This is a genomic window from Thermogemmatispora aurantia (genome assembly GCF_008974285.1).
GTDB lineage: Bacteria > Chloroflexota > Ktedonobacteria > Ktedonobacterales > Ktedonobacteraceae > Thermogemmatispora > Thermogemmatispora aurantia.
The window spans coordinates 43370-67727 of sequence record NZ_BKZV01000004.1 but is presented as its reverse complement, the minus strand read 5'-3'; the positions used below and the strand labels follow the sequence as shown (position 1 = coordinate 67727).

The following is a 24358-nucleotide window of genomic DNA, read 5'->3' as shown; positions in this document are numbered from 1 at the left end:
TTCAGGCCCGACCGCGCCGCTCTGGCTGCGCTTCATTCAGCAGAACTGCGACTTCATAGGCCATTGCCAGCCGGGCATGAGCCTGCCAGGCGCTCCAGAGGCGGGTCTGCTCTTCCATACTGAGAAATTCAGGTCGAATGCGCAAGGCCCGGAGCGGCGCCGCACTCGCCAGGCGCGTCAGGACGCCTGTCTGCGCTGTCCCTGTACCGTCCAGGCTTAAAGCCTGCAACAGACTCTGAAGCCGTTCGTCGGCAAGGAGGGCGGCTTGTTGCAGGCAGTCGATGGCCAGGCCAAGGAGCAGCTCGGCCTGCCCGTCACGCTCACCGTAGGCGCTGAGCAGGTAGTGGAGCTTCAGGGCCAGGGGCTGCCTGTCAGCTTGCACGCTCTCAGAGCCAGCACCAGCTCTTTCTCCCGCTGGGTTTTGTCGCCAGCTTGAGTCAGGAGTCAGGCGATAGAGATAGAGGTTGAGCTGAGGTCGCTCCTCCGCTCCCAGGGCAATGCGATCCGGCGGCAGGGCTGTGATCAGCACTTCGCCCAGGCCAGCCTGCCCGGCCTGGCCAATCAGGGCGTTCTCCAGGAGACCCTTGAGAATGAAGGTGACTGCCGTCATGCTCCAGGCACTGTGCATCTTGTTCTCCCGACGCTCCGCCAGCTCGTCGCGGCTCATGTGCTCCCAGCCTTCTCCGCCCTCTCGTGCTGCTGCCTTCCCCCTCTTCCCGGGGTGGGCCTGTGTGCTCAGTCCAGCTTGCCACTATGGGCTTACTTAACAGTAGCATAGGGCGCTCTTTTTTCGCTCTATTTGCGCTCTGTTACGACGCTGTCTGGAACTCTATGAGCGAAGAGGGGAAAATCTGCGCTTTCTTCCTTCAGCATGCCCGCCGGCTGCCCAAGCCTGAAGAGGCAGCCCTATCTACTCTCTGTTATGCCGCTTGCTCTGATTCGTTTCTACCTGTTGTCAATATTCGTTCGTGAGCAGTTCATTCGCTCCCGGAGGAACGGTATGGGCGAGTCTTCTTCCTCAGACCAATCTTCTGCGACCAGGGTAGCTGCGCCCTCGCCCTCACCGGTGCAAGCGCTGTCGGCCATGACACTGGGCCGCGCAACGGCGTTGCAGTCCTGGCTGACGGCCTTGCGCGAGGCGCTGCCCGCCTATCTGCTGAGCCACGCTCTTTTTGTCGCACTGACCTACCTGGCTCCGCTCTTCACGCTGCCAGACTTCAGCGCGCAGGCGCTGCCACCCAGTAGCCTGGTGCATAGCTGGCAGCATTGGGATGCTGCTCATTATGCGTCCATCGCTCGCTCAGGCTATGTGCAGTGGTGGCAAACGGCCTTTTTTCCGCTCTTCCCTTTGTTAGAGCAGCTCGGCTCGCTGGCGACGCTCGGAAGCACCCATGTGGCCGGCCTGCTGATCGCTAATCTGGCTGACCTGGCGCTGCTGGCTGTCCTCTATCGTTTGCTGACAGAGGATTTTTCGGCGGCCCTGGCTCGCAGGACGCTGCTCTGTCTGGTGCTCTTTCCAAGTGCCTTTTTCCTGGCCGCCGCTTATCCTGAGTCGCTCTTTCTGTTGTTGTCTTTGCTCTGCTTCTATTGCCTGCGCCACCAGCGCTGGTGGCTGGCCGGCCTCTGCGGCTTGTTGGCCGCGCTGACACGCCCCTCTGGCCTGTTACTGATCGTGCTCTTCGTCTATGAGTATGGCCGCCGCCGCGGTTGGCGCCTGCGCCGTCTGGGTTCGAGCGCGCTGGCCGCCGGCCTGATCCCCCTGGGCACGGCCCTTTTTGCCCTCTATTGCCTGCTGCGCTTCGACGATCCTCTGGCCTTCTCACACGCGCAGGCCCTCTGGAATCGTTATCTGGATCTACCGGGGCTGAGCGTTCTCCACACGGCTGTCCTGCTGCTGAAGGGTCCTCTGGTCTCTTTTACGACCCTGCATGAGGCGTTTGATCTGGTTTGTGTGCTCTTCATGCTGGTGCTGGTGGCCCTGGCCTGGGTTGGCCCCTGGCGCTTTCCACCGGCGCTGCGCGGCTATGCGCTTTACGCTCTGCTCTTTGGCCTCTTCGCGCTGCTCTGGCCGACGCGCGACGGGGACGCCTTGAATGCCTTTCCGCGCTATCTGCTGGAGGCAACACCGGCTTTTGTGGTGCTGGGGCTGCTGCTGGAGGGCGAGGGCTGGCCACGCTTGCGTGCGCTGCTCGGCTGCTATCCGGTCTGCGCAACGGCCCTCTTGAGTTTCGCCTTGCTGCAGTTTTTGACGGGGCACTGGATGGTCTAGCCCGCTCACTGGAGCGAAGCCAGGCCGGGCGCGCCGGCGCAACGTTGCGCGCTCGTGCGTTGAGCCAGGGGCTATATGTGGCACCGCAGTCGAGTGCTGATCGATGGGCGCGAGCGGGCCGCGGCTCGCGCCATGCTGAAGGCTATCGGTTTCCGCGATGAGGATCTGCAGCAGCAAGAGGGTGCTGATCAGGCCGGTGCTTAGCCCAGTGAGTAGGGCATAGCGTCCCGCGCGCCAGATCCCTTCGGGGGCGCTTAAACTTCGGCACGTTCAGTATGCTCCAGGAGAGGCCGCCCAAAAAGCTCCCGAGCAGGCCGCCACAGAGGACCAGGAAGCAGAGGAGCAGGAGAGCGACACTCAGGGCCACAGACAGTGAGCTTCTTGCCACGATAAGGGTAATATAAGGGCCGCCGTAGCGAAGCTTTTCAGCACCAGTAAGCTGAGGAATAGGGGCGCCCAACGTTTGAGTCGCCGCCCGAGGAGGCGCCAGGACCAGGAGGGGGCCTCGATTAGCTGGATCTGGCCTCCCCAGTAGCGAACGATCCCCAACCACATCAACAGGCCAGCCAGCTGCCCGCAGATCAAACCAGCAATCGGTTCCAAAAATATCCCATAGAGCAGGGCAAAGACCCCTCCTGTCAGCAGGGCGCGCTTCCACCTCACCTGCCGCGAGTTCTCTCCCCCGAGATAGGAGATGGCCAGACCGGTAGCAAGACCACCAGGCAGCCCCGGCCCCAAATAGGCCTGATAGGCCTCGACGGTCGAATGGGGCCCGATGAGGATCATCCCAAAGAAGAGGGTGCTGACCAGGCCAAAGACTAAACCAGTCAGGGACCCAGTGACTGGCTTCCAGCAACGGCGCAGCCAGGACCGAGCGGAGTGCGGGTCCAGGCTTTGACCCCCGATGGCAGTCTGGTCGACGACTTTGTGATCCGCCGCGGGCAGCGTATGCTGGATGTGCAGAATGCTCCGTCTCCAGCAGCTACCTCCTCGTTGGTGATCGCTCAGATGATTGTTGATGAGGCCGAGGTGCAGTTTGCGCTTTAGCTCAACTGGCCTCTTTGGGCTGCTCGGGCAGGCCAGGGATGGCCAGGGGAGGCAGCGGCTCCTGACCTTGGACAAAGCGCTCTACCCAGTCGCAGGCTCTCAGTAGCGCCTCGGCCAGGTGGGGCGCGCGTGCTAGCAGGCCGCTGATGTGTGCGAAGCACTCGCGCGCTTCGGCAATGGTGCGCGCTTGGCACCAGGCCCGCTGGAACTGACGTAAGCTGTCTTCGGGCTGTTTCTCTGGCACCTGGGACTCAGGAGTCTCTGACGCAGGGGATGGGGCTTTTTTGTCTGCCTCAGACAGGAACTGGCTGCCGTTCCAGAGACCCTTTAAGGCTAGCCCAGAACGTTTCTCCCTGGCCCTGGCAGAGGAACCGCCGATGTGCCGCCCACGGGCGAAGGGAGCCGCTCCTTTTCCTTTGTCTCCAGTCGCTAGCCGTTGAAGCTCCTGCCCGGCCTTTCGCCAGCTCGGGATCTTGATCAGCGCTCTCTCTTCTTCGCGCAGCGGGGGGGACCGCCTCCTGAGCACTTTACAGGCTTCTCTCCACAGGTGGTCTTGTTCAGCCGGCGTGCTTCCTCTGTCGATGACTGCCTTGAGTTCTTCCCAGGCGTCAAGGTCCGCCAGCGCTTTTGCCAGCTCGCCTAGAATCGGCCCGCGCCAGCTCTCCGCCAGCAGTTCGATGTCTGGACGGATACGCTCCCAAATCTGGATGGCGCGCCCGCGCTCGCCTCTTTCCTGGGCGATGAGCGCGAGTTTGATAGCGAGGTGCAGACGTCCTCGACTATCTGTTAGGTGGCTTTCTATCTGCTCCGCCCTCTCCCAGCGCCCTGCTTGGGCCCAGACCAGTGCTAACTTGGACCAGAGCTGAGGGTCGGCTTGACGCTGCATGTGCTGCTCCAGCTCGTCAAGGATGGCCTGCACCTGCTCTACCTGACCGCTATCTGACTCTAGCCAGTGCTCTGCCAACTCTAGCCAGATTTCGGCTCGGCGTTTGTCGTTTTTGACTGCCTGCAGCTCCCGGCCCATCTGATCCCACTCTCGTTTTGCCAGGTCGTACTGGCCTTGTTCTTCGTAGAGGCAACCGAGAGCCAGGTGGTAGCGCGCACGCTGGAGGGCGTCTTGCACGTAGCTCAGGGCAGCCTGGACATGCTCGGGCTGGTTGAGCCGCCGGTACAAGAGGGCACAGTGACTGGCAAGGACCTCAGTCGAGACCGAGCGTGCTTGGCTCGTCAGTAGTTTGCTGGCCTCCGCAAGCGCCTCCCGCGCTGGCTCGCTCTCTCCTTCTTTCAGCCAGCTCTCAGCCAGCCTCAGTCGCAGCTCGGCTCGCTTGAGGTCGTCGGTGATAAGCTCCACGGTTCTGCTAGCTCGCTGTCGCTCGCCGGCGGCAAGGGCCAGTCGCGCTAGCTCCCCATAGAAGTCATCTCTGCGGTCTGGGCTGTCAAAAGCAGCAATCTCTGTCTCGGCTGCGTCGTAGGTCTGGCGCCACTCATCGCTCTGGGCTGCTTGTTTACCTAGTTGGCGCACAACGGCTAGCAGCGCTTCAATACGCCAGCGCGCTTCGGTGATGAGGGCAGCTAGCCCACGAGCTTTTTTTGCCCCCTGCAGGGCCACGAGCAATCGAAAGGCTTCCGGCGGATAGCCGTTTGCCTGGCTCGCCAGCAGGCAGCGCAGGAGGGTATAGGCCCCTAGACGGGGCAGCATCGACAGTGCTTCTTCTTGTGACCAGCCATTCCAGCCGGCGGCGCGCCGTCCCAGGTCGAGGTCCAGCACTAGGGCCTGGCCACCCCCATCGTCGGCCTGTAGTTTTTGCCGGCTATAGTGCCCGTCATCAAGGACGCTAAAGAGTTGCTGCCACTGGGTAACGCCCCCCAGGTAGAGGTGACGAATGAAGTGGCGCCGCGCATATTGACGTCGCTGTCGCTCTAGCGCTTCGTAGCTCTCTTGCCAGATGAGGGACAAGTCGTCGCCGGCGCACCACTTTGCTAGACGGGTATGCCAGGCCGCTACTTCGTCGGGCGCCAGGAGGGCGCCTGACTGCTCCTGGCCATACTCTGTCTCTCCTTGGAGGTACTCGCGCAGTTTGAGGTGATAGAGTTCGTAGCGCCCCTGCCCGTCATGCGTGAGCAGGCCTCCGAGCTGTCGCAGGCCCTCTTGACAGCGTTCATGCGTCAGCCCCAGGATAGAGCGTAGTTGTCCTTCGCTCAGCGGCTCCTGAGCCACTACTAGTACAGCTAGCAAGGGATAGAGGAGCTTCTCCCAGAGGGCCGGGTCGCGCTTGAGGCGCTCCAGCGCGGGCCGGAAGAGGTCAGCGGGATTGCTCTCGATCTGCCTAAGCACATCTGCGGCACGGCTAGGCGTGATGGGCATCTGCTGCTGTTGCTGAGCCAGCTCTCCGGTCAGCAGGCTGAGATAGAGGGCGTTTCCCCGGAGGCTACGATAGCAGCGTTCGACCAGATCTAGGGAAAGCCGTACGTCTCGCTGAGCCAGCAGGGCGCTGAAATCGCTCTGGCTGAGGTGCGGTAGCTGGTACTCGATAAGCCGTCTGCCGGTTTTGAGGGTGGCGAGGGTCTCGTCAGGGCGCAGACTGAGAACGAAGACGATGCCTTTTGGTAGCTCCTCGGGAAGCCAGCTTAGCTCTCGTCTTCCACCTGGCTCGGGCAAGAGCTGGTCGAGGCCGTCGATGTAGATGGTCTCACGGATGCCGCGCTGGCTGAGTTCAGTCAAGAGGCGACGTAGAGCGAGCGGGAGGCTATCGCGGTCAACGTCCACATAGCTGGCAGAGAGCTGGTGCTTGTAGACCAGGCTGGCCAGGATGTGGCGCAGTAGGTCGCTCTGGCCGTTCGGTCCGGGCTGCATGGGGATAAAGTAGGCGGGGATCTGCTGGCCTCTTTGCTCCTCCTCGACAATGAGCTGCGCGATGAGACTGCTTTTCCCTTCGCCAGCTGGCGCGGTGATAGCCAGGTAGCCGCCCTGGTCTTGGAGGTCCTCGATGTGCTGGCGCACGGCCTTTCTCTCTTGCTCACGCCCGACGAAATCACGCAGGTGCCTCTGGGCCACAGGGCGCCAGTCGACGATGAGAGGGAGCAGGCGCTCTCGATCTTGGGGGGCGAGGGCCGATTGCTCAACAGGGACCGCCCGCAGCTCGTTGAGTGCGTTCGCCAGTTCTTCCTCTACTTGCTTTAGGCCGGCGTCGCGATCTTTCCAGCTTTTGAGCGGGGTGTCCGGCACCCGTTTTCGCTGCTCAAAGATGGTTCCTTGCAGGTAGACTTCGCGCGCATAGATGGGAACAACACGTACTCGGTCTGGCTCTTGCTGCTGCCTCGCGAGCGCTTCCCTGGCTACGCGCATGCACTCCTCGTTTGCCAGGTAATCAGGGCTGATGATGAGTATGATCAGGGGCGCGCGCTGAAGGCGGCTTTGACAATAGCTCTCTCGCTCCAGGCCCGCAGGAACGGCGTGCTCATCGCTCCAGGTAAGTTGATAGCGATTTCGGAGACGCTTCAGACAGTCCGTGATGTTGTTACGCCAGACGCGGTCTTCTGCTGTTCCTGACCAGGAAAGAAAGATGGATAGAGCTGAGTCGCCTGTCGCTGCCATGTGTATCGCCTCCTGCGGGCAGGATGACATGCGCTTCTTCAAGCGCAGAGATATGATAACATGCCCAGGCTCTATTGTCATGTCAAGGATATGATCGCCTGGTCGGCCCGCCAGGCACGCTTGTCGCTGTCGATGCTGTGGTCTGCCTTCCGGCTCCTGGCTCCTGGCTGGATCACGGGGCTGGGCTTGGATGGAGCGGCTGAGCGCTATGCTCGGCTCTGAAGGCTCGGGGGTCTTTCGAAGTGCGATCGATGGCCAGGTTGCGCTTGATGCTGTGCTGTGCGCGGGCCGCTGTGTGCTCGTGCGTTGAGCCAGGGGCTACACCAGGAGTATAATACAGGCAGTACTCTAAGGGAGGCTGTTCTTATGGCTTTTGATCCCCGGCACCGCAGTCGAGTGCTGATCGATGGGCGCGAGCGGGCCGCGGCTCGCGCCATGCTGAAGGCTATCGGTTTCCGCGATGAGGATCTGCAGCGGCCCTTGATCGGCGTCGCCAATACGTGGATCGAGACCATGCCCTGCAATTTCCATCTGCGCCGCCTGGCCGAGCGGGTCAAGGCCGGTATCCGCGCCGCCGGCGGAACACCGATGGAGTTCAATACGATCGCGGTCAGCGACGGTATTTCTATGGGCACCGAGGGCATGAAGGCCTCGCTGATTAGCCGCGAGGTGATCGCCGATTCGATCGAGCTGGTCAGTCAGGGCCAGATGTTTGATGCGGTGATCGCGCTGGCGGCCTGCGATAAGACGCTGCCCGGGACGGCGATGGCGCTGATCCGCTTGAATGTGCCGAGCCTGGTGCTCTACGGCGGTTCGATCGCTCCCGGCAGGTTCCGCGGCCAGGATGTGACGATCCTGGATGTCTTCGAGGCAATTGGGGCGACCGCCGCCGGACGGATGAGCGAGTCGGATCTGCGTGAGCTGGAGAATGTGGCCTGTCCCGGCCCGGGAGCCTGCGGCGGCCAGTATACGGCCAATACGATGGCGATGGCTCTGGAATTCTTGGGCCTTTCTCCGCTGGGGACGGCCAGCGTGGGGGCCACCGATCCACGCAAGGATGAGGTGGCCGAGCGCTGCGGACGCCTGGTGGTGGAGATGCTCCATCGCGGTCTGACGCCACGCGATATTTTGACGCGCCAGTCGTTCGAGAATGCCATCGCCGGCGTGGCGGCCTCGGGCGGGTCAACCAATGCTGTGCTGCATTTGCTGGCGCTGGCGCGCGAGGCCGGTATTCCGCTGACGATCGATGATTTCGATGAGATTAGCCGCCGCACGCCGCTGATCGCCAGTCTGAAGCCGGGCGGGCGCTATGTGGCGCTGGATCTGGATCGCGCCGGCGGGACGCCGCTGCTGGCGAAGCGCCTGATCGAGGCGGGCCTGATGCATGGCGATCAGTTGACGCCGACAGGCCGTACGATCGGCGAGGAGGCGGCTCAGGCTCAGGAGGCCCCCGGTCAGGATGTGGTGCGCACAGTGGAGAATCCGATTAAGCCGAATGGGGGCCTGGTGATTCTCAAGGGGAACCTGGCGCCGGAGGGCTGCGTGGTGAAGATCGCCGGCCATGAGCGCCTCTATCATCGCGGCCCGGCTCGCGTCTTTGATCGCGAGGAGGATGCGATGCAGGCGGTGATCGGGCGCCAGATTCAGCCGGGCGATGTGGTGGTGATCCGCTATGAGGGACCGCGCGGCGGTCCGGGGATGCGCGAGATGTTGGGGGTGACGAGCGCTATCGTGGGCGAGGGCCTGGGGGAGACGGTGGCCCTGTTGACGGATGGCCGCTTCAGTGGGGCGACGCGCGGGCTGATGGTCGGCCATATCGCTCCCGAGGCGGCGGTTGGCGGCCCGCTGGCGGCCTTGCGCGATGGCGATACGATTGTGATCGATATCGAGAAGCGCACGGTGAGTGTGGAGCTGTCGGATGAGGAGCTGGCGACCCGTCTGGCAAGCTGGCAGCCGCCGACGCCGCGCTATACGAGCGGGGTTTTTGCTAAGTACGCGGCGCTGGTCTCGTCGGCTTCGGAGGGGGCCATTACGCGCCCGCCTCAGCCGCGTGCTTCGGCCTCCTGAGCGGGATCAGTCTCAGCCTGTCTGGAGAGATTGCAGGCGGCGAGTCGGGGTCAACACCCCCGGCTCGCTCTTGTTTTGTTGCCGGAAGGCTCGCCCAAGCTACTGGAGACCGGCCTCTTGCAGGGCCTGCTCTAGCAGGTCTCTCAGTTGGAGGGCGACGGCCTGCGCTCGCAGGTAAGCCAGGTCTAGCTGAGACCCCTGCACCCGCAGGATTCCGAGAATGTCATTCCACTGCCTGGCGGAGCTACGCCCTCCCAGGACATACCACTCTAGCTTTTGCAGGACGATGACCTCGGGCGGGGCGATAGGGAAAAGACGCTCTCCCCCCTGCTCCAGGGGCCGATAGCGAGCCAGGGCGAAGGCGTCGCGGTCAAGGGCGCGCGGCTTGGGAAAGAAGATGTCAACTTTGGTGTATGTTTTGAGCGATATAATGCTGAAGCTTCTTTTATAGCGAAACGCCTGCCGAAAAGCATCTTCGTCAATATAGTAGCAAGGAGCGACTTTCTGGACGAGGGCTTTGAGCTGCTGGGGGTCGAGCAGCTCAATGACTACGTCCAGGTCGGCTGTCTGGCGTGGTTCGCCATACAGCGAGCTGGCGACAGAGCCGCCTATCACATAGCGGATACCGAGCGCTTCCAGGGCTTCGGCCAGAGGCAATAAGGTCTCTTCAAGAGGAGGAGGAGAAGAAGACACCCACTGACTCCTTTCTTGTTCAGAACTCCAAACCAGTTCGAGCGAGGGCCTCCTCTAGCTGGGGTAGACATTGGAGGTCGCGGGCCAGGGTCCTGAGCAGCTCCAGGTTCAGCCCAGATGGCCGCTGCATTTTCAGGATAGCCAGGAAATCATACCAGCGCTCATCATGAGTCGCCTCTTGCTCACCCTGCCAGGCAAGCAGATAGAGAAGCAGGGCTTCAGGGGAGGGCACGGCGATCGGTGGGGCCTCTTCCAGCAGGGGCGTCACGCGGCGGCTGTCAAGCAGGAGCCGCAGGAGGGCGGCGTTGTCTCCGCTGTCGGCGGGCCAGAGCCAGACGGGCAGCAGGCTTTGCAGCTCGACCAGGCGTAGACCCGGCCCGGCTTCAGCAGTCTCATCGAGCCAGAAACGCTCTGGCAGCCGCTGCTGCAGGGCCTGGCGCTCTGGCAGGCGCTCGACGGCCAGCGAGATGTCGCCCAGAGCCCGGTGGACGCCATAGAAGGGGATGGCCAGCGAGAGGGGGACCGCTGTGATCTGCAGCGCCTCCAGGGCGGAGAGGAGCGGCCAGAGGACCTCCTGCAGCGACGGGAAGCGCTTCGCTTCCGCCTCCGATAGGCGGCGACGACGCTCCTCGGCGAGGCGCACAATGGCAGCCCCGTAACGGAAGCGCGCACGGCTCAGGGCAACCTCATGGGCATCGCTGTCGAGGTTCTGAGTTGAGGCATTCAGACGCCCGATGTTGATCGCTGAACCGGTCCAGTCCCAGGCCATCGCCACGCGCCTGGCCGGCGGCAGGGCGCGCAGCATGCCCAGCCAGACCCTTTCCGTTTCCAGCGGCGTATCTGCAGAGAGAAGCGCCTCCATCTGTCGCCTCTTGCTTCTTGATTGCGATGCGCATCATCGCTTTCACACCGGCTGGTAGCTTTGGAGGCTACCAGGCAAGGGCTGATAGCTTCAAGTGTGCCTGTGGGCCTTATTTCATCGGCCACTTCAGGCTACCACGGCGAGGAGTGGTTGTCAATCAGCTCAGCGCGAGTCTTGCCTGATGCTTTCGACCATCACGGCCAGCTTGCTCCTGCAAGGCGCCGGGCAGGCCGTCCAGGGAGCTGGCAGACGTCGACGCCGCGCTCTACGAGCGGGGTCCTTGCGAAGCATACGGCCTGGTCTCGTCGGCCTCCGCAGGAATCAGCCCACGCCCGCCGCCAGCACTAACTCATTCTTCCTTCTCTACCACGGGCGAGCGGGAGCAGCCTGGCTCGCCCTTTTTTCCCAGGTAGAGAACAGGACGGCACACACCCCAGAGTGGAGATTGCGCAAAGTCTCTGGCAAAAGGAGACAACGAGCTTAAGATACAGGCTACAGCGAAGGGGAGAGGACAGGAAGGCCAACGGGAGCCTTTCGTGTGGTGAACCTGACAAGCGCATTACTTGCCAGCCTGCGAATAGGAGTTCAGGTCAAGACGCCTGATCTTCAGGGTCAGGCACCCATTCGTAAAGATCCTCTACGCGCACTTTCAGGGTACGGGCAATCTTGTCTAGCGTGACATAGGTCGGATGGTAGGTCGTCGGCTCTCTGACCATCTTCCGAACCAACAGTTCAGGTACCTTGGCTTCTCTCGCTAGCCATGACTGGGTCCGCCCTCTCTCCTTGAGCAGCTCAGCTACTCGCAAGCGATACATCGCTAGCTCCTGGCTAAGTGTACCCCTACTATAACGCTTTTTCGGAACATTTGCTAGACAACATATTTACGGTATTGACTTTAGGATATATCTATCTTATACTTCATACCGAAATATATTTCGGACAGGGATTGCAGGCAACCAAGTTCTGCCATTCATCTATAGGAGGTGATAAGGTTCCGCGCGCTCCGCCTCACGTACCTCGGCTATCTGAGACGAAAAAAGTAGAGCACCACGCTATCACTGGCCCATCTTTTGCCTGATTTCAGGTTGCGGCGACCTACGCCCTGCAGCTGTGTAGCCCGGGCTCAAGCGTGATGCTCGACAGAGGAAATGGAGCAAGGAAGGCGCAACGGATCGAGCGCGAGCAGCTATCAGGAGCCGCCTGCCTCTGGTTCCTTTTCTAGCGGCGGGTCCAGCTCGATCAGCTCGGCCAGCTCAACACGCAAGGCCCGCGCCAGCTTCTCCAGCGTCGCCAAGGTAATATTTGCATAAGGATCTCTGTAAAGGCGCTGGATCATATGGACATCCATATCGGCCAAGCGCGACAGGCGAGATTGCCCTATTCCTTTGCTCTGGGCAACCTCACGAAGCTTAATGCGTATCGGCATGGCGCAAGCATACCATATCCCTATTACATCAGTGGAGTCTCCACAGGAAACACCCTCTTTAAAAGAGGGTGTATATTGATAGCCTCTATTGACATACCCTTCTTAAAAGACTATACTATGTATAGTCAGTATAGCCGTTGCCCCCAAGGGGGCAGCGCGAGCGGGGCAGGGACGCCAGCGAACCAGCCCCGGGCCGGGCGCTCGGGACGCTTCTCAGCGATTGGAAACCTATCATCTATTGGCAGTACGGTTCTATGGTTGAAGAGTGTAGGAGATGACTGCATATGTTTCGCAAGCTCTGTTTCTGGCGTCGCGGCTCCCGCCAGGCGCGGCGGCCCGCCTGTCTGCCTGGGCCGATCCCTCCTCCGACGCCGCTTGATAGCTATCGCCTGGAAGTGCTCACCCGCCACTACCGCATCGCGGTCGACTTCAACGAAGCCATTCGCCGGCTCCTCAACAAGGCTCCCGAGCAGCTTGGTTTGCTCCTGGGGCTGAACGAACCCTTTACCATCCGCCTGGAGCACTCCACCTGGACCAACGGACTCAGCAAGCCCCCGCTGCATGTCGCCACCTACTACTACCCCTGCTACAACCCGTCTCAGCTTCGTCAGGCGGCGGCGGCACAGGCTGGTTGGCGGAGGGCCGGGCCGAAGTGGCCAGCCGGGACGATCTCCTACTACGTCTTTGCGCACTGATGCTGTCCTCAGCCACGCCCTCACGCTGGGTCTCCGGCGCCATCGGGCGAGAGGAGAGGCCAGGCCGGCATCTTGACTGGAGGAGCTATTGTCTTGACCTGCTGATGTATGAGGAGGAGAGAGCCATGTTGTTGAGTCGGCGCACCATCTGTCAATCACTGCCCTTCCTTGCCACGGCCTGGAGCAGCGCAGACGATCCCACTCTCGTCCTGCGCTCCCTCAGCGAGCCGGACCTCTCGGCGCGCCTGCTGATGCGCAGTGCCGTCATCCCCGAGCGGGCGGGCCGCTATCTCGAAGCCCTCAGCCTCGTCCAGAGTGCCCTGGCACTCGTCCGCGGGCGCCCCTACGAAGAAGTCTGTCACGCCTACCGCGCCGTTCTCCTGGGAGAGTACGCTCGTGAAAAAGGCGATCCCGGCGCCCTCAACGAGGCCACCGCCGAGGCTCGCCGCCTGAGCGGCCAGATCCTTCACGACGGCGACATCTTGCAGCTTCGCTACCAGCTTGCCTGTCTGGAGGGGCGCGAAGAGGCCGCGCCCGTCCTTGTCCGCCTCTCGCTCGACGTCTGGCGGCAGCCCGGCCAGATGCTCACCGACGGGACGTGGCACTGGGCTCGCGGTGGCTTCATCGTCAAGAGCCTCGAAACCCTCATCCTCAGCCAGCACCTGCGCGAGGCCGACCGGCTCGCGCAGGAATTCCTGCCGATCGAAAACCAGACCTTCCACGCCTACCGCGCCCTCGAATGGGAGTGGGAGGCCATCAAGATCAAGCTCTACGGTTCACCGGAGGAGCAGCGCAGCTTTCGCCGCCGGGCCTGCCAGGCCGGCTATGTCCGTCAGGCCGTCATCACCCTGTAAGAGCAGAAGCGTCATCCCTTGAGCGCCAAATCACGAGAGAGAGGAGGCTACCCGGCATGCCGCCACACCCGCTGGTCGGTCAGCGCGTCCGCTACTACCTGCCCGGCCTGCGCCCGGGCATCTGGTCGGGCCGCGTGCTGGCTGTCGACGAAAAGACCGCTCGTTTGCGCATCACCCTGGAAGAGCCGGGCTACGAGGTCGACATCCCGCTCCACGCCCTGCGCAGCATCTACGATCCCGAGCGTCAGATCTGGAAAGAGATCCCCTTTCCAGACCGGAGGAGCGGATGAGCGGTCAGACCCATGTGGTGGCGTCTCCTCCAGCCCGGACCCGGTCCCTGGAAAGGAGGAGCGCCCGCTATGTCCCACTTCGACTAAGCGTCCAGGTGAGCGAGCAGATTACTTCCACTTCCAGTCAACACCCTTCTTCTACCAGCGTGTAGCTAGCTGCTATGGCCAGCGGTAGGAGGAGCTGGCGCCCGTTCCACAGCGGGCGTCGAGCGCGCCCACCCTCCTCCGCTGGCTTCCCTGTTGCAGTGTGGGTCGTAGCCGCCAGAGCCAGGCGGCCCCCAGTTCCGCACGCGCGCGCTACTTAGCCAGATCGCGCGGATCGAACTCGCGCGCCCTCTTGCGTATCCGCGACGGCCACGGATCGCTTAACTGGCGGCCCAGCAAGCGATAGGCCCGTTCCGTCGAGACCTGTTCTTCGCCCGGTATACGCCCCCGACGCAACAGCAGCAGATCCAGCACCAGCGGCCCCAGCAAACCCCAGGCCAGAAAGGCAAAGCCGATCAGCAAGAGCCAGGTCGCCAGCGGCCAATGATCATCGTAGAAGCCCCGGGGATAGGCGCGGTAGTCCGCCGTCGTAAAGGTGTACGGCTGGCCGTCTCTGGTCACCAGCGAAAAGGCCACCACGCGGTAGCCGCTGCCCGTCAGCCGCTCGCCGTTCTGCAGATTCAGCTCTACTGGCTGCTGCGCATCGCTCTCATAGACCAGCGAGAGCAGCCTGGGCTGCGTATCCGTAAAGACTCCGCCGGGATAGGGCGAAAAATCGGCGTCCTTGATCACGTAGAACTGCTGGCTGTGATTGATCTGCACATAATCGTAGCCCTCGTCAGAAGAATAGTCCTGAAACCAGGCAATCGTGGGAGCATTCTGAAAGTGGACCTGATGGGAGGTCATGCCCCAGAGCAAGCCGCCGATCAGCAAGCCCGCGGCAGCCAGCAGATTGCCTACGCGTGTTGAGATCAGGAACCAGAGCAGGCGCAGCAACGCCAGCATCAGATTGACCAGACCGGCTATCATGCTGAAACCTCCTTGCTTTCTTTATCTCGTCCCGCCTCGTCTCACCTTGCCTCGCGAGGAAGCTGGCGAGCGAGTTGCAAGCGTCACCCACCGGGGAGACCCGCCCCATCGGAGTAGAGTGTGGGCAGTCGGTCCAGCCATTGGCGAGAGCGCCGCCCCGTCCCGGCAATGCCACGCTGAGCAGCAGAACGCTGAGAAGGAAAGGCGAATCACCATTGATCACGTACACAAGAGAAGAAACACCCTGTCACACTCAAGTGACATCAAGGTCAGCAAAGAAGCAAGCGGTATACTTTCTTCTCCACCCCCTTTTAGTCTAAGGTCTTGCAAATTTCCATAAAAGGATACATAAATAGAAGAGGGATACAACTTCTGCGACGCGCCTTAGAGACAAGAACGGTCCAGGTCCAGACCACAATAGCGGTACATTCGGGAATCCTCATCGAGAACTCTCTTACCTGCGAGACGTACCATATCACAGGAGAGACAAGCAGACAGATAAATCTGGTTTAGTCAAACCCAGGCGGGGGGCAGTATGTATGCAACACACATCGCTGCACTGTGAGCCGACGCTGAGTGAACGCCTGCCGTTAACCATTGGTCTGGTGGGAGGGGCTATCACCGCAGCGGGCCAGTTTTTGCTACTCTTTGCCCTCTTCTTCGACCAGCTCGGGCTGGCGTGGGCGCCGGAGCTACGGCTGCTCATGCTGCTGGGCCTCTGGCTTGGGCTGCCCGGCAGCTTGGCCTTACTGCTGGCGAGCCTCATCGCGCGCTGCACCGGGGTGCGCGACGATGGTTACACCGTCGGGGGAACGACCGGCTGCATCGCCGCCCTGCTGACCACCGTCGGCACCGGCGTCTGGCTGGTCATCACCATTGTCTCCATGCTGCCCGCGACCCGGTCACCTCTCATCGACCAGAGCGCTAGCAGCGTCTCCGTCTCCATGCCCAGCAGTCAACTCCTGGAGTTCTACATCGTCCTCATCTTCATCAATCTACTCTCGTTCCTGCTGGCCCTGCTCGGGGGCATCATCGGCGGCAATCTCGGCTCGGCGCATGCCAACACCGCCACACCGCACTAGCGCCCGGCGGCCATCTGCAGGCAAACGAGCAGGGTAGCTGACTGACTGACTGATTGATTAGCTGGCTGGCTGGTTGAGAGCAGGCTGACCCGGCGGCCATCTCAGCCAGCTCCAGCCCTGTCCAGATCAAGCATGCCTACCAAGCATGCCCACCTCACCTTAGCGTCCCGTCGTCCGTCCCAGCACATGGATCGCCTGCGCAAGCGCCTCCTCGGCGCTCTCCAGCAGTCCCTCGCTCAGCGAAGGATGAGCATAGAGCAGCTCGGCCAGATCGGTCAGCGTCGCCCCCATCTCGATCGCCAGCACCCCAGCCGTGATCAGTTCGCCGGCACGCGGCCCCACGATGGTCACCCCAAGAACAGTCTCATCCTCGGCATTCGCCACCACCAGAGCCGTTCCCGTCTCGCCGCCCAGCATCAGCGCGCGACCGTTGGCCCCCAACGGGAAGCGCCCCGTCTTCACGCGGTAGCCGGCGCGCTCGGCCTCTTGAGCCGAGTAGCCCACAGTCGCCAGTTCCGGCGACGACAGGACCACGCGCGGCAACGCCAGCGGCGCGAACTGCACCCGGCGCCCGCAGAGGGCCTCAGCCGCCACCTTGCCCTGCTTGATGGCCACACTCGCCAGCGGCGGCGCCCCCGTCGCTGCGCAGTCGCCGGCGGCATAGATGCGCGCGATATTGCTCTGCATCGACGGCGAGACCCGAACGGCCCCGCGCTCATCGGTCTGTACGCCCGCCGCCTCCAACTGCAGCCCCGCCGTACGCGGGCGCAGCTCGCCGCAGACCACCAGCGGACGCTCCTCTACGTGCTCAGGCGGCAGATTGCTGCTCACCTGGACCCCGAGCTGACGCAGTCCGGCCTGCACCAGGCGCAAGGCCGCTGCCTCCACGCCCGGTAGCAGCTCCTCGCCTGGCAGACAGAGCCGCACGCGCACCCCCAGACGCGCAAAGAGCGTCGCCAGCTCCAGCGCCAGATAATCGGCCCCGGCCACTGCCAGTCTCTCTGGCAGCTCCTGCAGGCTCAGAGCCTGCTCCGGCGTCAGCAGCGTCCGCCCATCGTAGTCCAGGCCCGGCGGCGGCACGGTCTCGGCCCCGACAGCGATCAGGCAGTGCTCAAACTTGAAGCGCTCGCCCTGCTCGCTCTCGACGCGCACCTCCTCGGGACCAAGAAACCAGGCCCGGCCCGCCACATACTGCACGCGATTGCCAGCCAGCAAGCGCCGCACGCCCTCGGCCAGGCGTGCCACAATACTGGACTTCCAGGCTTGCAGGCGGCTCCAATCGAAAGTAACCCCCGTTAGCGTTATACCCAGCGGCTCCAGCGTCTCGCGCCGCAGCCCGGCATAGCGCTCGCTGGCGGTCAGCAGCGCCTTCAGAGGGATGCAGCCCCGATGCAAGCACGTCCCCCCGGGCGGCACCGGATCAACCAGCGTCACCTGACGCCCCAACTGCGCGGCCCGAATAGCGGCCACATAGCCAGCCGGTCCCCCGCCGAGGACCAAGACATCGACCGCGGTGGTCACATCGCCCACAACCATAGCGTCCGTTCTCCTCTCGCTACAGCACTCTTGCCTCTCTGCGCTCTCGCCGCTCCCGGCTCCCAGACGCGCCCGCTCTGGAGAAGGAGAAACAACGGGCCGCCGACCTCCCTGTCTCGGCCCGTTTTTCCCAGGCAGCGCACGCCCACTGGTCAACGCCGACCAGACCAATCAGGCGCTTGCAGCAACTCAGCCGGAGCGCTCTTCGGCCAGTACCTCATCGACCAGGCGCCAGCCATACTCGGTTAGGGTATGCCGCCCATGCTCGACGCGGCGGAAGACATCCTTGAAGCGAGGGCCCACCTTCAAGGGATGGCTGGCATTCTCCACCCGGCGCGGGCGCGCTGTTCCATACTTGATCTTCGAGACCCCATCTGAGCGCATCATCTGAAAGATCCCGGTATAGCTGCGCTCCCAGGTCGGGCGATCAACCCCGAGCTGGCGACGAATATCCTCGCGGCTAAAAATCTCCTTGCCCTCTTGTTTTACCAGAACGGCGACAGCCTTAATGATCTCCTCGGCAGTTGCCACGGTCGGCCTCCTTCCGACACGCTTGCCCCAGGAGGGTCGGGCCGCACAGTCCCCTTCCCCGTCCGTGCCGCGCGGGCCGGCCCTCCTGACCAGACCTTGAGTCAATCGTTGAGATTACACCACATCAAGCAGCAATTGCTGCGGATTCTCGACCAGCTCCTTGAAACGCGCCAGAAAGGCACCCGCCTGGGCCCCATCGATGAGCCGATGATCGAAGGAGAGCGCCAGCGGCAGGACTGGACGCGCCACCAGGGAGCCGTTGCGAACCACGGCCTTCTCCTGGAGCCGGCCCACGGCCAGAATGGCCGCCTCGGGATAATTGATAATGGGGGTGCCAGAGCTACCGCCGAAGCTCCCCACGTTGTTGAGCGTGAAGGTACTGCCCGTCAGCTCGTGCAGGCCCAGCGAGCGCCGGCGTCCGCCCTCGATCAGACGCTCCAGCTCGCTGGCGATCTGCGCCAGGCTCAGCCGATCGGCATGGCGCAGCACCGGCACAAGCAAGCCCTCGGGCGAGGCGGTAGCGATACCAATGTGGTAGACGCGCTTATAGACAATCTCGCGCCGCTCCTCATCGAGACTGGCATTGAAAATGGGGAATTCCTTGAGGACGGGGATGAGTAGCTTGACCAGGAGAGGTAAATAGGTGAGGCGCAGCCCACGCCGCTCAGCCACGGGTAAGAGGGCCTCGCGTAGGGCCACCAGGGCGCCGCCATCGGCCTCGTCGAAGGCCGTGGCATGGGGAATGCTGCGCCAGGAGCGTTCCATGCGCTCGGCAATCCGGCGGCGCAACCCTGTCAGGGCCTGGCGCTCCTCCTCTGGCGCGGGAGCCGCCCCGGGCTGCGGCTGCGCACCATTGGCCGTGGCAGCGACCGCGACCGGTTGGGCTGGTTCTGGCCTGCTCTCGGTGGCCGCCGTTCGCTGGCGCTCGGCGAAAGCCCGCACATCGGCCAGCGTCACGCGCCCCTCGGGTGTCGACGGCGGGACCTGCTCCAGATCGACCCCCAGCTCAAAGGCCAGCTTGCGCACCGCCGGAGCCGCCAGCACGCGGCGCCGTCCCCCGCTCGCCGCTCCCGCTCCCGCCGCGGGGGCCACCGCCGTAGCGACGCCCGCCCCCGCCTGAGCCGTCGATCCACGCGAAGCTCCCGTCGCCTCAGTCGTCACAGCCGTCGCAGCCGTCACCGGCGACGACTGCGCGCGCTCTCCCGCCGACGCAGCGGCCTCCTCCTCAAAGACCACCAGGACCTCGCCCTTGCGCGCTCGCGTTCCCTCACCGACGCGAATCTCCGCCACCCGGCCCGTCACCGGCGATGTAATCTCTGTCACCGCCTTATCGGTCTCCACCTCCGCAATCGCCTGGTAGGCCGTCACGCGCTCACCAACGCGCACCAGCCAGCGGCGAATCTCCGCCTCCTCCATACCCTCGCCCAGATCGGGCAATCTGAACTCGACCATAGCAAGCAAACCTCTTCCAACGCGGGCCAGGCCCGAACGCAGAGGCCAACGCCCCCGTCCTCGTCGGGCGGACACCATCGTTACCCGCCCCTTCGTCGCCGTTCAGCCCGCGTCTTCCTCTTTGATCTCGCACGCGATCTTTTGCAGACTATCTTGCCAGCCACCCCGCGCTCGCTCTCTGGCGTCGGCCTCACCCTGATTCCCGGAGAGAGCGCCGAGGCAGCCAGCGCCGTTCAGGGGTTCAGGGTTCCATCACCTGGCGCAGGGCCGCCAGCACCTTCGCCGGCGTCGGTAGATAATAGTCCTCCACCCCGGGCACCGGATAGGGCGTATCGTAGCCCGTCACGCGCGCCACCGGCTTCAGCAGCGAATAGAGGCAGCGCTCATTGATCAGCGCCGTCACCTCGGCCCCGATGCCGCCGGCGCGCGGCGCCTCATGCACCACCACGGCGCGCCCCGTCTTCTCCACCGAAGAGACAATAGCCTCCTCATCCAGCGGCCAGACCGTGCGCAGATCGATCACCTCCACACTGATCCCCAGCTCCTGCTGCGCCTGCCGGGCCGCCTCCAGCGCCACCGGCACCATCGCCCCATAGGCGAAGACACTGACATCGTCGCCTGCCTGCACCGTCTTCGCCTTCCCCAGCGGCACCGTATAATACTCCTCCGGCGTCTCCTGACGGAAGGAACGATAGAGCTTAATGTTCTCCAGAAAGAGGACAGGATCGGGATCGGCCACCGCCGCCGCCAGCAGGCCCTTGGCATCGTAGGGATTGGAAGGAATGACCACCTTGAGGCCCGGCGTCTGCAAAAAGACTCCTTCCAGGCTATCGGAATGCAGCTCGGGCGTGCGCACCCCGCCGCCATAGGGCGAACGGACCACCAGCGGGCAGCTAAAGGCCCCGCCGCTGCGGAAGCGCATGCGGGCCGCCTGCGTCACCAACTGGCTCATGCCGAGGAAGAGAAAGCCGGCAAACTGAATCTCCGCGATCGGGCGCAGCCCATAGACCGCCATGCCGACCGAGGTACCGATAATGGCCGATTCTGCCAGCGGCGTATCGAAAACGCGCCGCTCGCCAAAGCGGCGCTGCAACTGATCGGTCACACGGAAAACCCCGCCATTGAGGCCGATATCCTGTCCGAGCAAGACCACCCGCTCATCGCGCTCCAGCTCCAAAGCCAGCGCATTATTGAGCGCCTCAATCATTGTCATGGGACGCAACGCCATTGCGCTCACCTCCCTTCCTTCCTCATCGCCGCTCGCCCGGCTGCCGCTGGGATGGAGACGGCGCCACAAAGCGCAGCAGCTCGGCGCGCTGCTCCTGCAGGCGCGGCGGCAGCGTCGCGCTGACATAGTCAAAGAAGCTATCGGGAGCCATCGGCGGCATAGCCTCAGCCTCGCGCACCGCCGCATCGATCTCCGCCAGCACGGAGGCCCCAATCTCCTCATCCTGCTCCTCGCTGAGCAGATCGCGACGCCGCAAAAACTTCTGCAGGCGGGCAATGGGATCTTTGGCACGCCAGGCCTCGACCTCGGCAGGATCGCGGTAGCGGCTGGCATCGTCAGCAGTCGTATGCGAGCCAAGACGATAGGTGAGCAACTCGATCAGAGTCGGCCCATCGCCAGCGCGCGCCCGCTCCACGGCCTGACGCACCGTCTCATAGACCGCCAAAATATCGTTGCCATCGACCAGAGCCGCGGGCACGCCGAAGCCGACGCCGCGGGCCGCCAGCGTTGGCGCCGCCGACTGACGATGGCGCGGCACGCTGATGGCCCAGCCATTGTTTTGTACGATGATCACCACCGGGGCGCGGAAGACCCCGGCAAAGTTGAGCGCCTCGTTAAAGTCGCCCTCGGAGGTCGCCCCGTCGCCGCAGACGCCAACCGCCACCACCGGATCGCCGGCGATTCTGGCCGCCATCGCCAGGCCCACCGCATGGGGGATCTGCGTTCCAATCACAATCTGATAGGGGAGACAACGCGTCTCAGCGGGCCAATTGGGAGGAGTATAGCCCCGGAAGGAATAGACGAGGGTACTGAGGGGGACACCCTTGACGATCAACGAGGCAATCTCACGATAAGAGGTTGCCAGCCAGTCCTGGGGCTGCAAGGGCGCGGCCAGCCCCACGGTGGCCGCTTCCTGACCGGTGAGGGAGCCGAAGGTCGTGGCCCGTCCCTGGCGCTGCATGGCAATAATGCGGTCCGAGAAAGCCCGCGCCAGGCGCATCATCCGGTAGAAATAGAGCAGGCGCTCCGGCGAGAGAGCAGGCATCTCTCCCACCAGATTCCCCTCGGGATCAAGAATCTGAAAAGGGACCAGACCGGGATCAATCTGGTGAATCGCCACTTTGCGCTCCTTTTCTTGTGTATTCGCTCCGCGCGGAGGCGGGCCGCAGCCTGGCGCTCGCTGGCCGCACACACATCCGCGACGGAGTGACCGGTCTGCTGACGTCCTTGCTCGCAGCCGCGCCGCTCTGCTCCGTCACACCCTCCTGACTGGCCTTGCCTGGCCAATCGAACGGCCACAGACAGCCCGGCAGCGGAAGGCGGGACGAAGGGCGGCGCAGCCGAGACCACAACGGAAAAGTGACACCCTTGTCACTTGAGGCTGAAGACCCAGGGAGCTTCTTGCTGCCGACGCTCCTCAAAGGCGCGGATCTCATCGAGATGCGAGAGCGTCCAGCCGATATTGTCGAGGCCCTGCAGCATAGCCTGCTTGCGGAAAGCATCGATCGGGAACTGGAAGACGCGCCCCTCGGGCGTCGTCACCGTCTGGGCCTCCAGATCGACCTCCAGAGTATAGCCCTCGGTCGCCTCGACCTCCTTGAACAGCTCCAGCACCGTTGGCTCGGGGAGTGTCACCGGCAGAATACCATTGTTGAAGCAGTTATTGTAGAAGATATCGGCGAAGCTGGGAGCGATCACACAGCGAAAGCCGTACTCGCGGATCGCCCAGGGAGCATGCTCGCGCGAAGAGCCGCAGCCGAAATTATCGCCGGCCAGCAAGATCGTCGCCCCCTGATAGCGGGGCTGATTGAGGACGAAATCGGGGTTGGGCGTCTGATCGTCGCCCAGGTAGCGCCAGTTAGCAAACAGGGCCTGGGCGAAGCCGGTGCGGCTAATCGTCTTCAAGAAGCGTGCCGGCGTAATCTCATCCGTATTGACGTTAGTCCGATTCAGCGGGGCGACCAGCCCCTTCAGGCGCGTAAAGGGTTCCATTGTCTCGCTCTGCCTCCTTCTGCAAGGCTCTCACTGCCGTCCTGAGCTGAGCTAGCTAGCCACTGGCTAACTGTCTACCGGTAGGGGGATCTGAAGAAAGATCTGCCGCTCTGCCGGCGCTCTCCATCTTGAGATACCCCGCTGGCCAGGCCTGGTTGAGCGGGGTGAGTGGCAAGCGGGCGGGCGGGCGAGTCGACACGAGGAAGAGGCCCGCCCCAGCCAGATCAGGCGCTGCCACATCCTAGAAATCGCGGATATCGACAAAGTGGCCCGCGATCGCGGCGGCGGCGGCCATCGGCGGACTGACCAGGTGAGTACGTCCGCCCTTGCCCTGACGGCCCTCGAAATTGCGGTTGCTGGTGGAGGCACAGCGCTCGCCCTCGCTCAGGCGGTCGCCATTCATGGCGATGCACATACTGCAGCCGGAGGCGCGCCACTCGAAGCCGGCCTCGCGGAAAATATCGGCCAGGCCCTCCTCCTCAGCCATGCGCCGCACCTGCATCGAGCCAGGCACCACCAGGGCCCGCACACCTGGCGCCACATGGCGGCCCTTGACCATCTGCGCCGCCAGACGCAGGTCCTCCAGGCGCGAGTTCGTGCAGGAGCCAATAAAGACCGTATCGACGCGGATATCGGTAATCTTCTGGCCTGGCTCCAGGCCCATATACTCCAGGGCGCGCTCATAGGCGCGACGCTTCTGCGGATCAGGTTCGTCGGCAGGATCGGGCACCCGCCCGGTCACATCGACCACCATCCCCGGATTGGTGCCCCAGGTCACTTGCGGGGCCAGCCCGTCGATATTGATCTCGTGCACTGTATCGAAGTGGGCACCGGGATCGCTCGGCAGCTGCTTCCAGGCCTCAACCGCCTTCTCGAAGAGGGCGCCTTTGGGAGCGAAGGGGCGGCCTTTCAGATACGCAAAGGTTGTCTCATCGGGGGCCACCATGCCAGCCCGCGCACCCGCCTCGATGGCCATGTTACAGAGCGTCATGCGGCCCTCCATTGAGAGACTGCGCACCGCCGAGCCGCTGAACTCAACCACATGGCCCGTGCCCACGCCCGTACCCAGGCGCCCAATCATATAGAGCGCAATATCCTTGGCGGTAATGCCCGGGCCAAGGCTCCCCTCGATGCGGATATTCATCGAGCGTGGCTTCTTCTGCAACAGGCACTGCGTCGCCAGCACATGCTCGATCTCGCTGGTGCCGATGCCAAAGGCCAGCGCGCCTACTGCCCCATGCGTCGAGGTATGCGAATCGCCACAGACGATGGTCATCCCGGGAAGCGTCAGGCCCTGCTCAGGGCCGATAATGTGCACGATCCCCTGACGCTCGTCGTTCATATCGAAGAGCGTAATGCCGAACTCGCGGGCGTGCTGCTCCATCGTCGTGATGCAGAGCGCACTCGCCTGGTCCACAAGCTCCAGCACCCGCCTGCCGCGCACCTGGAGGGTCGGCACATTGTGGTCAAGCACCGCAATTGTGGCATCGGGGCGCCTGACCTTGCGTCCCGCCGCCTTGAGGCCAGCGAAGGCTTGCGGCGAGGTCGCCTCATGCACCAGGTGACGGTCGATATAGAGAATAGTTGACTCTCCGGGAACGTCGCGCACAACATGCGCCTCCCAGATCTTCTCAAACATGGACTTTGGCATACTTCTCTCTCCAGTTCCTGTCTGAGTCTGGCTGCGGGCCGCTCTGCTCGCTCAACAAGCCTGCCCCAACGCGG

Annotated in this window: 24 protein-coding genes; 9 read left to right on the top strand and 15 right to left on the bottom strand. The window is 63.2% G+C overall.

Features of this window, described 5'->3' with window-relative positions:
• Nucleotide 1 precedes the first annotated feature (1 nt).
• On the bottom strand, nucleotides 2-667 hold the full coding sequence (locus tag KTAU_RS12920; protein ID WP_151728791.1) for a Pvc16 family protein: 666 nt from the start codon (nucleotides 665-667) through the stop codon (nucleotides 2-4).
• Nucleotides 668-1000: 333 nt separating this feature from the next.
• Between KTAU_RS12920 and KTAU_RS12915 the strand changes: the two genes are divergently transcribed.
• On the top strand, nucleotides 1001-2269 hold the full coding sequence (locus KTAU_RS12915) for a mannosyltransferase family protein (RefSeq protein ID WP_170293273.1): 1269 nt from the start codon (nucleotides 1001-1003) through the stop codon (nucleotides 2267-2269).
• A 75-nt stretch (nucleotides 2270-2344) separates the two neighbouring features.
• Nucleotides 2345-2473, top strand: a complete 129-nt coding sequence (locus KTAU_RS22155) for a hypothetical protein (protein WP_265576254.1) — start codon at nucleotides 2345-2347, stop codon at nucleotides 2471-2473.
• A gap of 153 nt (nucleotides 2474-2626) precedes the next feature.
• Here the strand turns inward: KTAU_RS22155 and KTAU_RS12910 are convergent, their stop codons facing one another.
• Nucleotides 2627-3055, bottom strand: coding sequence for a hypothetical protein (locus KTAU_RS12910; RefSeq protein WP_151728789.1), 429 nt, complete (start codon nucleotides 3053-3055; stop codon nucleotides 2627-2629).
• Nucleotides 3056-3148: 93 nt separating this feature from the next.
• Here KTAU_RS12910 and KTAU_RS12905 point away from each other — a divergent pair, with 93 nt between their 5' ends.
• A complete protein-coding gene (locus KTAU_RS12905) occupies nucleotides 3149-3316 on the top strand; it encodes a hypothetical protein (RefSeq protein ID WP_228026449.1) in 168 nt (55 codons plus the stop codon).
• A gap of 1 nt (nucleotide 3317) precedes the next feature.
• Here the strand turns inward: KTAU_RS12905 and KTAU_RS12900 are convergent, their stop codons facing one another.
• Nucleotides 3318-6911 (bottom strand): TIR domain-containing protein, encoded by a 3594-nt coding sequence (locus KTAU_RS12900; RefSeq protein WP_170293272.1) that lies wholly within the window; start codon nucleotides 6909-6911, stop codon nucleotides 3318-3320.
• A 60-nt stretch (nucleotides 6912-6971) separates the two neighbouring features.
• On the opposite strand from KTAU_RS12900, the gene KTAU_RS21600 reads away from it, so the two are divergent.
• Nucleotides 6972-7133: a hypothetical protein gene (locus KTAU_RS21600; protein ID WP_170293271.1), complete on the top strand. Its 162-nt coding sequence runs from the start codon at nucleotides 6972-6974 to the stop codon at nucleotides 7131-7133.
• 144 nt (nucleotides 7134-7277) lie between these two features.
• The gene (gene ilvD / locus KTAU_RS12895; RefSeq protein WP_151728787.1) at nucleotides 7278-8978 is read left to right on the top strand and encodes a dihydroxy-acid dehydratase; all 1701 of its coding nucleotides are present in this window, start codon (nucleotides 7278-7280) and stop codon (nucleotides 8976-8978) included.
• Between the two features lie 99 nt (nucleotides 8979-9077).
• Here the strand turns inward: ilvD and KTAU_RS12890 are convergent, their stop codons facing one another.
• From KTAU_RS12890 to KTAU_RS12875, 4 genes are all read right to left on the bottom strand, one after another.
• Complete coding sequence (locus KTAU_RS12890) at nucleotides 9078-9671, bottom strand: nucleotidyltransferase family protein (RefSeq protein ID WP_151728786.1); 594 nt, start codon at nucleotides 9669-9671, stop codon at nucleotides 9078-9080.
• A gap of 19 nt (nucleotides 9672-9690) precedes the next feature.
• Entirely contained in the window at nucleotides 9691-10533 is an 843-nt protein-coding gene (locus KTAU_RS12885) for a hypothetical protein (protein ID WP_151728785.1), read from the bottom strand.
• A 590-nt stretch (nucleotides 10534-11123) separates the two neighbouring features.
• Nucleotides 11124-11348 (bottom strand): helix-turn-helix domain-containing protein, encoded by a 225-nt coding sequence (locus tag KTAU_RS12880; protein WP_052890474.1) that lies wholly within the window; start codon nucleotides 11346-11348, stop codon nucleotides 11124-11126.
• 374 nt (nucleotides 11349-11722) lie between these two features.
• A complete protein-coding gene (locus tag KTAU_RS12875) occupies nucleotides 11723-11959 on the bottom strand; it encodes a helix-turn-helix domain-containing protein (RefSeq protein WP_151728784.1) in 237 nt (78 codons plus the stop codon).
• A gap of 284 nt (nucleotides 11960-12243) precedes the next feature.
• Here KTAU_RS12875 and KTAU_RS12870 point away from each other — a divergent pair, with 284 nt between their 5' ends.
• The 3 genes from KTAU_RS12870 (at nucleotide 12244) to KTAU_RS12860 (ending at nucleotide 13798) form a co-directional block, all read left to right on the top strand.
• Nucleotides 12244-12654, top strand: coding sequence for a hypothetical protein (locus KTAU_RS12870; protein WP_069802180.1), 411 nt, complete (start codon nucleotides 12244-12246; stop codon nucleotides 12652-12654).
• A 125-nt stretch (nucleotides 12655-12779) separates the two neighbouring features.
• Nucleotides 12780-13508, top strand: coding sequence for a hypothetical protein (locus KTAU_RS12865; RefSeq protein ID WP_141727617.1), 729 nt, complete (start codon nucleotides 12780-12782; stop codon nucleotides 13506-13508).
• Between the two features lie 56 nt (nucleotides 13509-13564).
• Complete coding sequence (locus KTAU_RS12860) at nucleotides 13565-13798, top strand: hypothetical protein (protein ID WP_151728783.1); 234 nt, start codon at nucleotides 13565-13567, stop codon at nucleotides 13796-13798.
• A gap of 297 nt (nucleotides 13799-14095) precedes the next feature.
• Here KTAU_RS12860 and KTAU_RS12855 read toward each other — a convergent pair whose 3' ends face one another.
• Nucleotides 14096-14812 carry a hypothetical protein gene (locus KTAU_RS12855; protein WP_151728782.1) on the bottom strand — a complete coding sequence of 239 codons (717 nt, stop codon included), beginning with the start codon at nucleotides 14810-14812 and terminating at the stop codon, nucleotides 14096-14098.
• A 539-nt stretch (nucleotides 14813-15351) separates the two neighbouring features.
• On the opposite strand from KTAU_RS12855, the gene KTAU_RS12850 reads away from it, so the two are divergent.
• Nucleotides 15352-15894, top strand: coding sequence for a hypothetical protein (locus KTAU_RS12850; protein WP_069802174.1), 543 nt, complete (start codon nucleotides 15352-15354; stop codon nucleotides 15892-15894).
• A 159-nt stretch (nucleotides 15895-16053) separates the two neighbouring features.
• On the opposite strand, the gene KTAU_RS12845 is transcribed toward KTAU_RS12850, so the two are convergent.
• The 7 genes from KTAU_RS12845 to leuC form a co-directional block, all read right to left on the bottom strand.
• Nucleotides 16054-17430 (bottom strand): dihydrolipoyl dehydrogenase family protein, encoded by a 1377-nt coding sequence (locus KTAU_RS12845; RefSeq protein ID WP_151728781.1) that lies wholly within the window; start codon nucleotides 17428-17430, stop codon nucleotides 16054-16056.
• A gap of 189 nt (nucleotides 17431-17619) precedes the next feature.
• On the bottom strand, nucleotides 17620-17961 hold the full coding sequence (locus KTAU_RS12840) for a hypothetical protein (protein ID WP_069802171.1): 342 nt from the start codon (nucleotides 17959-17961) through the stop codon (nucleotides 17620-17622).
• A 114-nt stretch (nucleotides 17962-18075) separates the two neighbouring features.
• Nucleotides 18076-19413 carry a dihydrolipoamide acetyltransferase family protein gene (locus tag KTAU_RS12835; protein WP_151728780.1) on the bottom strand — a complete coding sequence of 446 codons (1338 nt, stop codon included), beginning with the start codon at nucleotides 19411-19413 and terminating at the stop codon, nucleotides 18076-18078.
• A gap of 241 nt (nucleotides 19414-19654) precedes the next feature.
• Nucleotides 19655-20641 (bottom strand): alpha-ketoacid dehydrogenase subunit beta, encoded by a 987-nt coding sequence (locus tag KTAU_RS12830; protein ID WP_228026448.1) that lies wholly within the window; start codon nucleotides 20639-20641, stop codon nucleotides 19655-19657.
• A gap of 22 nt (nucleotides 20642-20663) precedes the next feature.
• Nucleotides 20664-21761: a pyruvate dehydrogenase (acetyl-transferring) E1 component subunit alpha gene (gene pdhA, locus KTAU_RS12825; RefSeq protein WP_151728779.1), complete on the bottom strand. Its 1098-nt coding sequence runs from the start codon at nucleotides 21759-21761 to the stop codon at nucleotides 20664-20666.
• 251 nt (nucleotides 21762-22012) lie between these two features.
• On the bottom strand, nucleotides 22013-22633 hold the full coding sequence (gene leuD, locus KTAU_RS12820) for a 3-isopropylmalate dehydratase small subunit (RefSeq protein WP_151728778.1): 621 nt from the start codon (nucleotides 22631-22633) through the stop codon (nucleotides 22013-22015).
• Between the two features lie 241 nt (nucleotides 22634-22874).
• Nucleotides 22875-24284, bottom strand: coding sequence for a 3-isopropylmalate dehydratase large subunit (leuC, locus tag KTAU_RS12815; RefSeq protein WP_151728777.1), 1410 nt, complete (start codon nucleotides 24282-24284; stop codon nucleotides 22875-22877).
• Nucleotides 24285-24358: the final 74 nt, after the last annotated feature.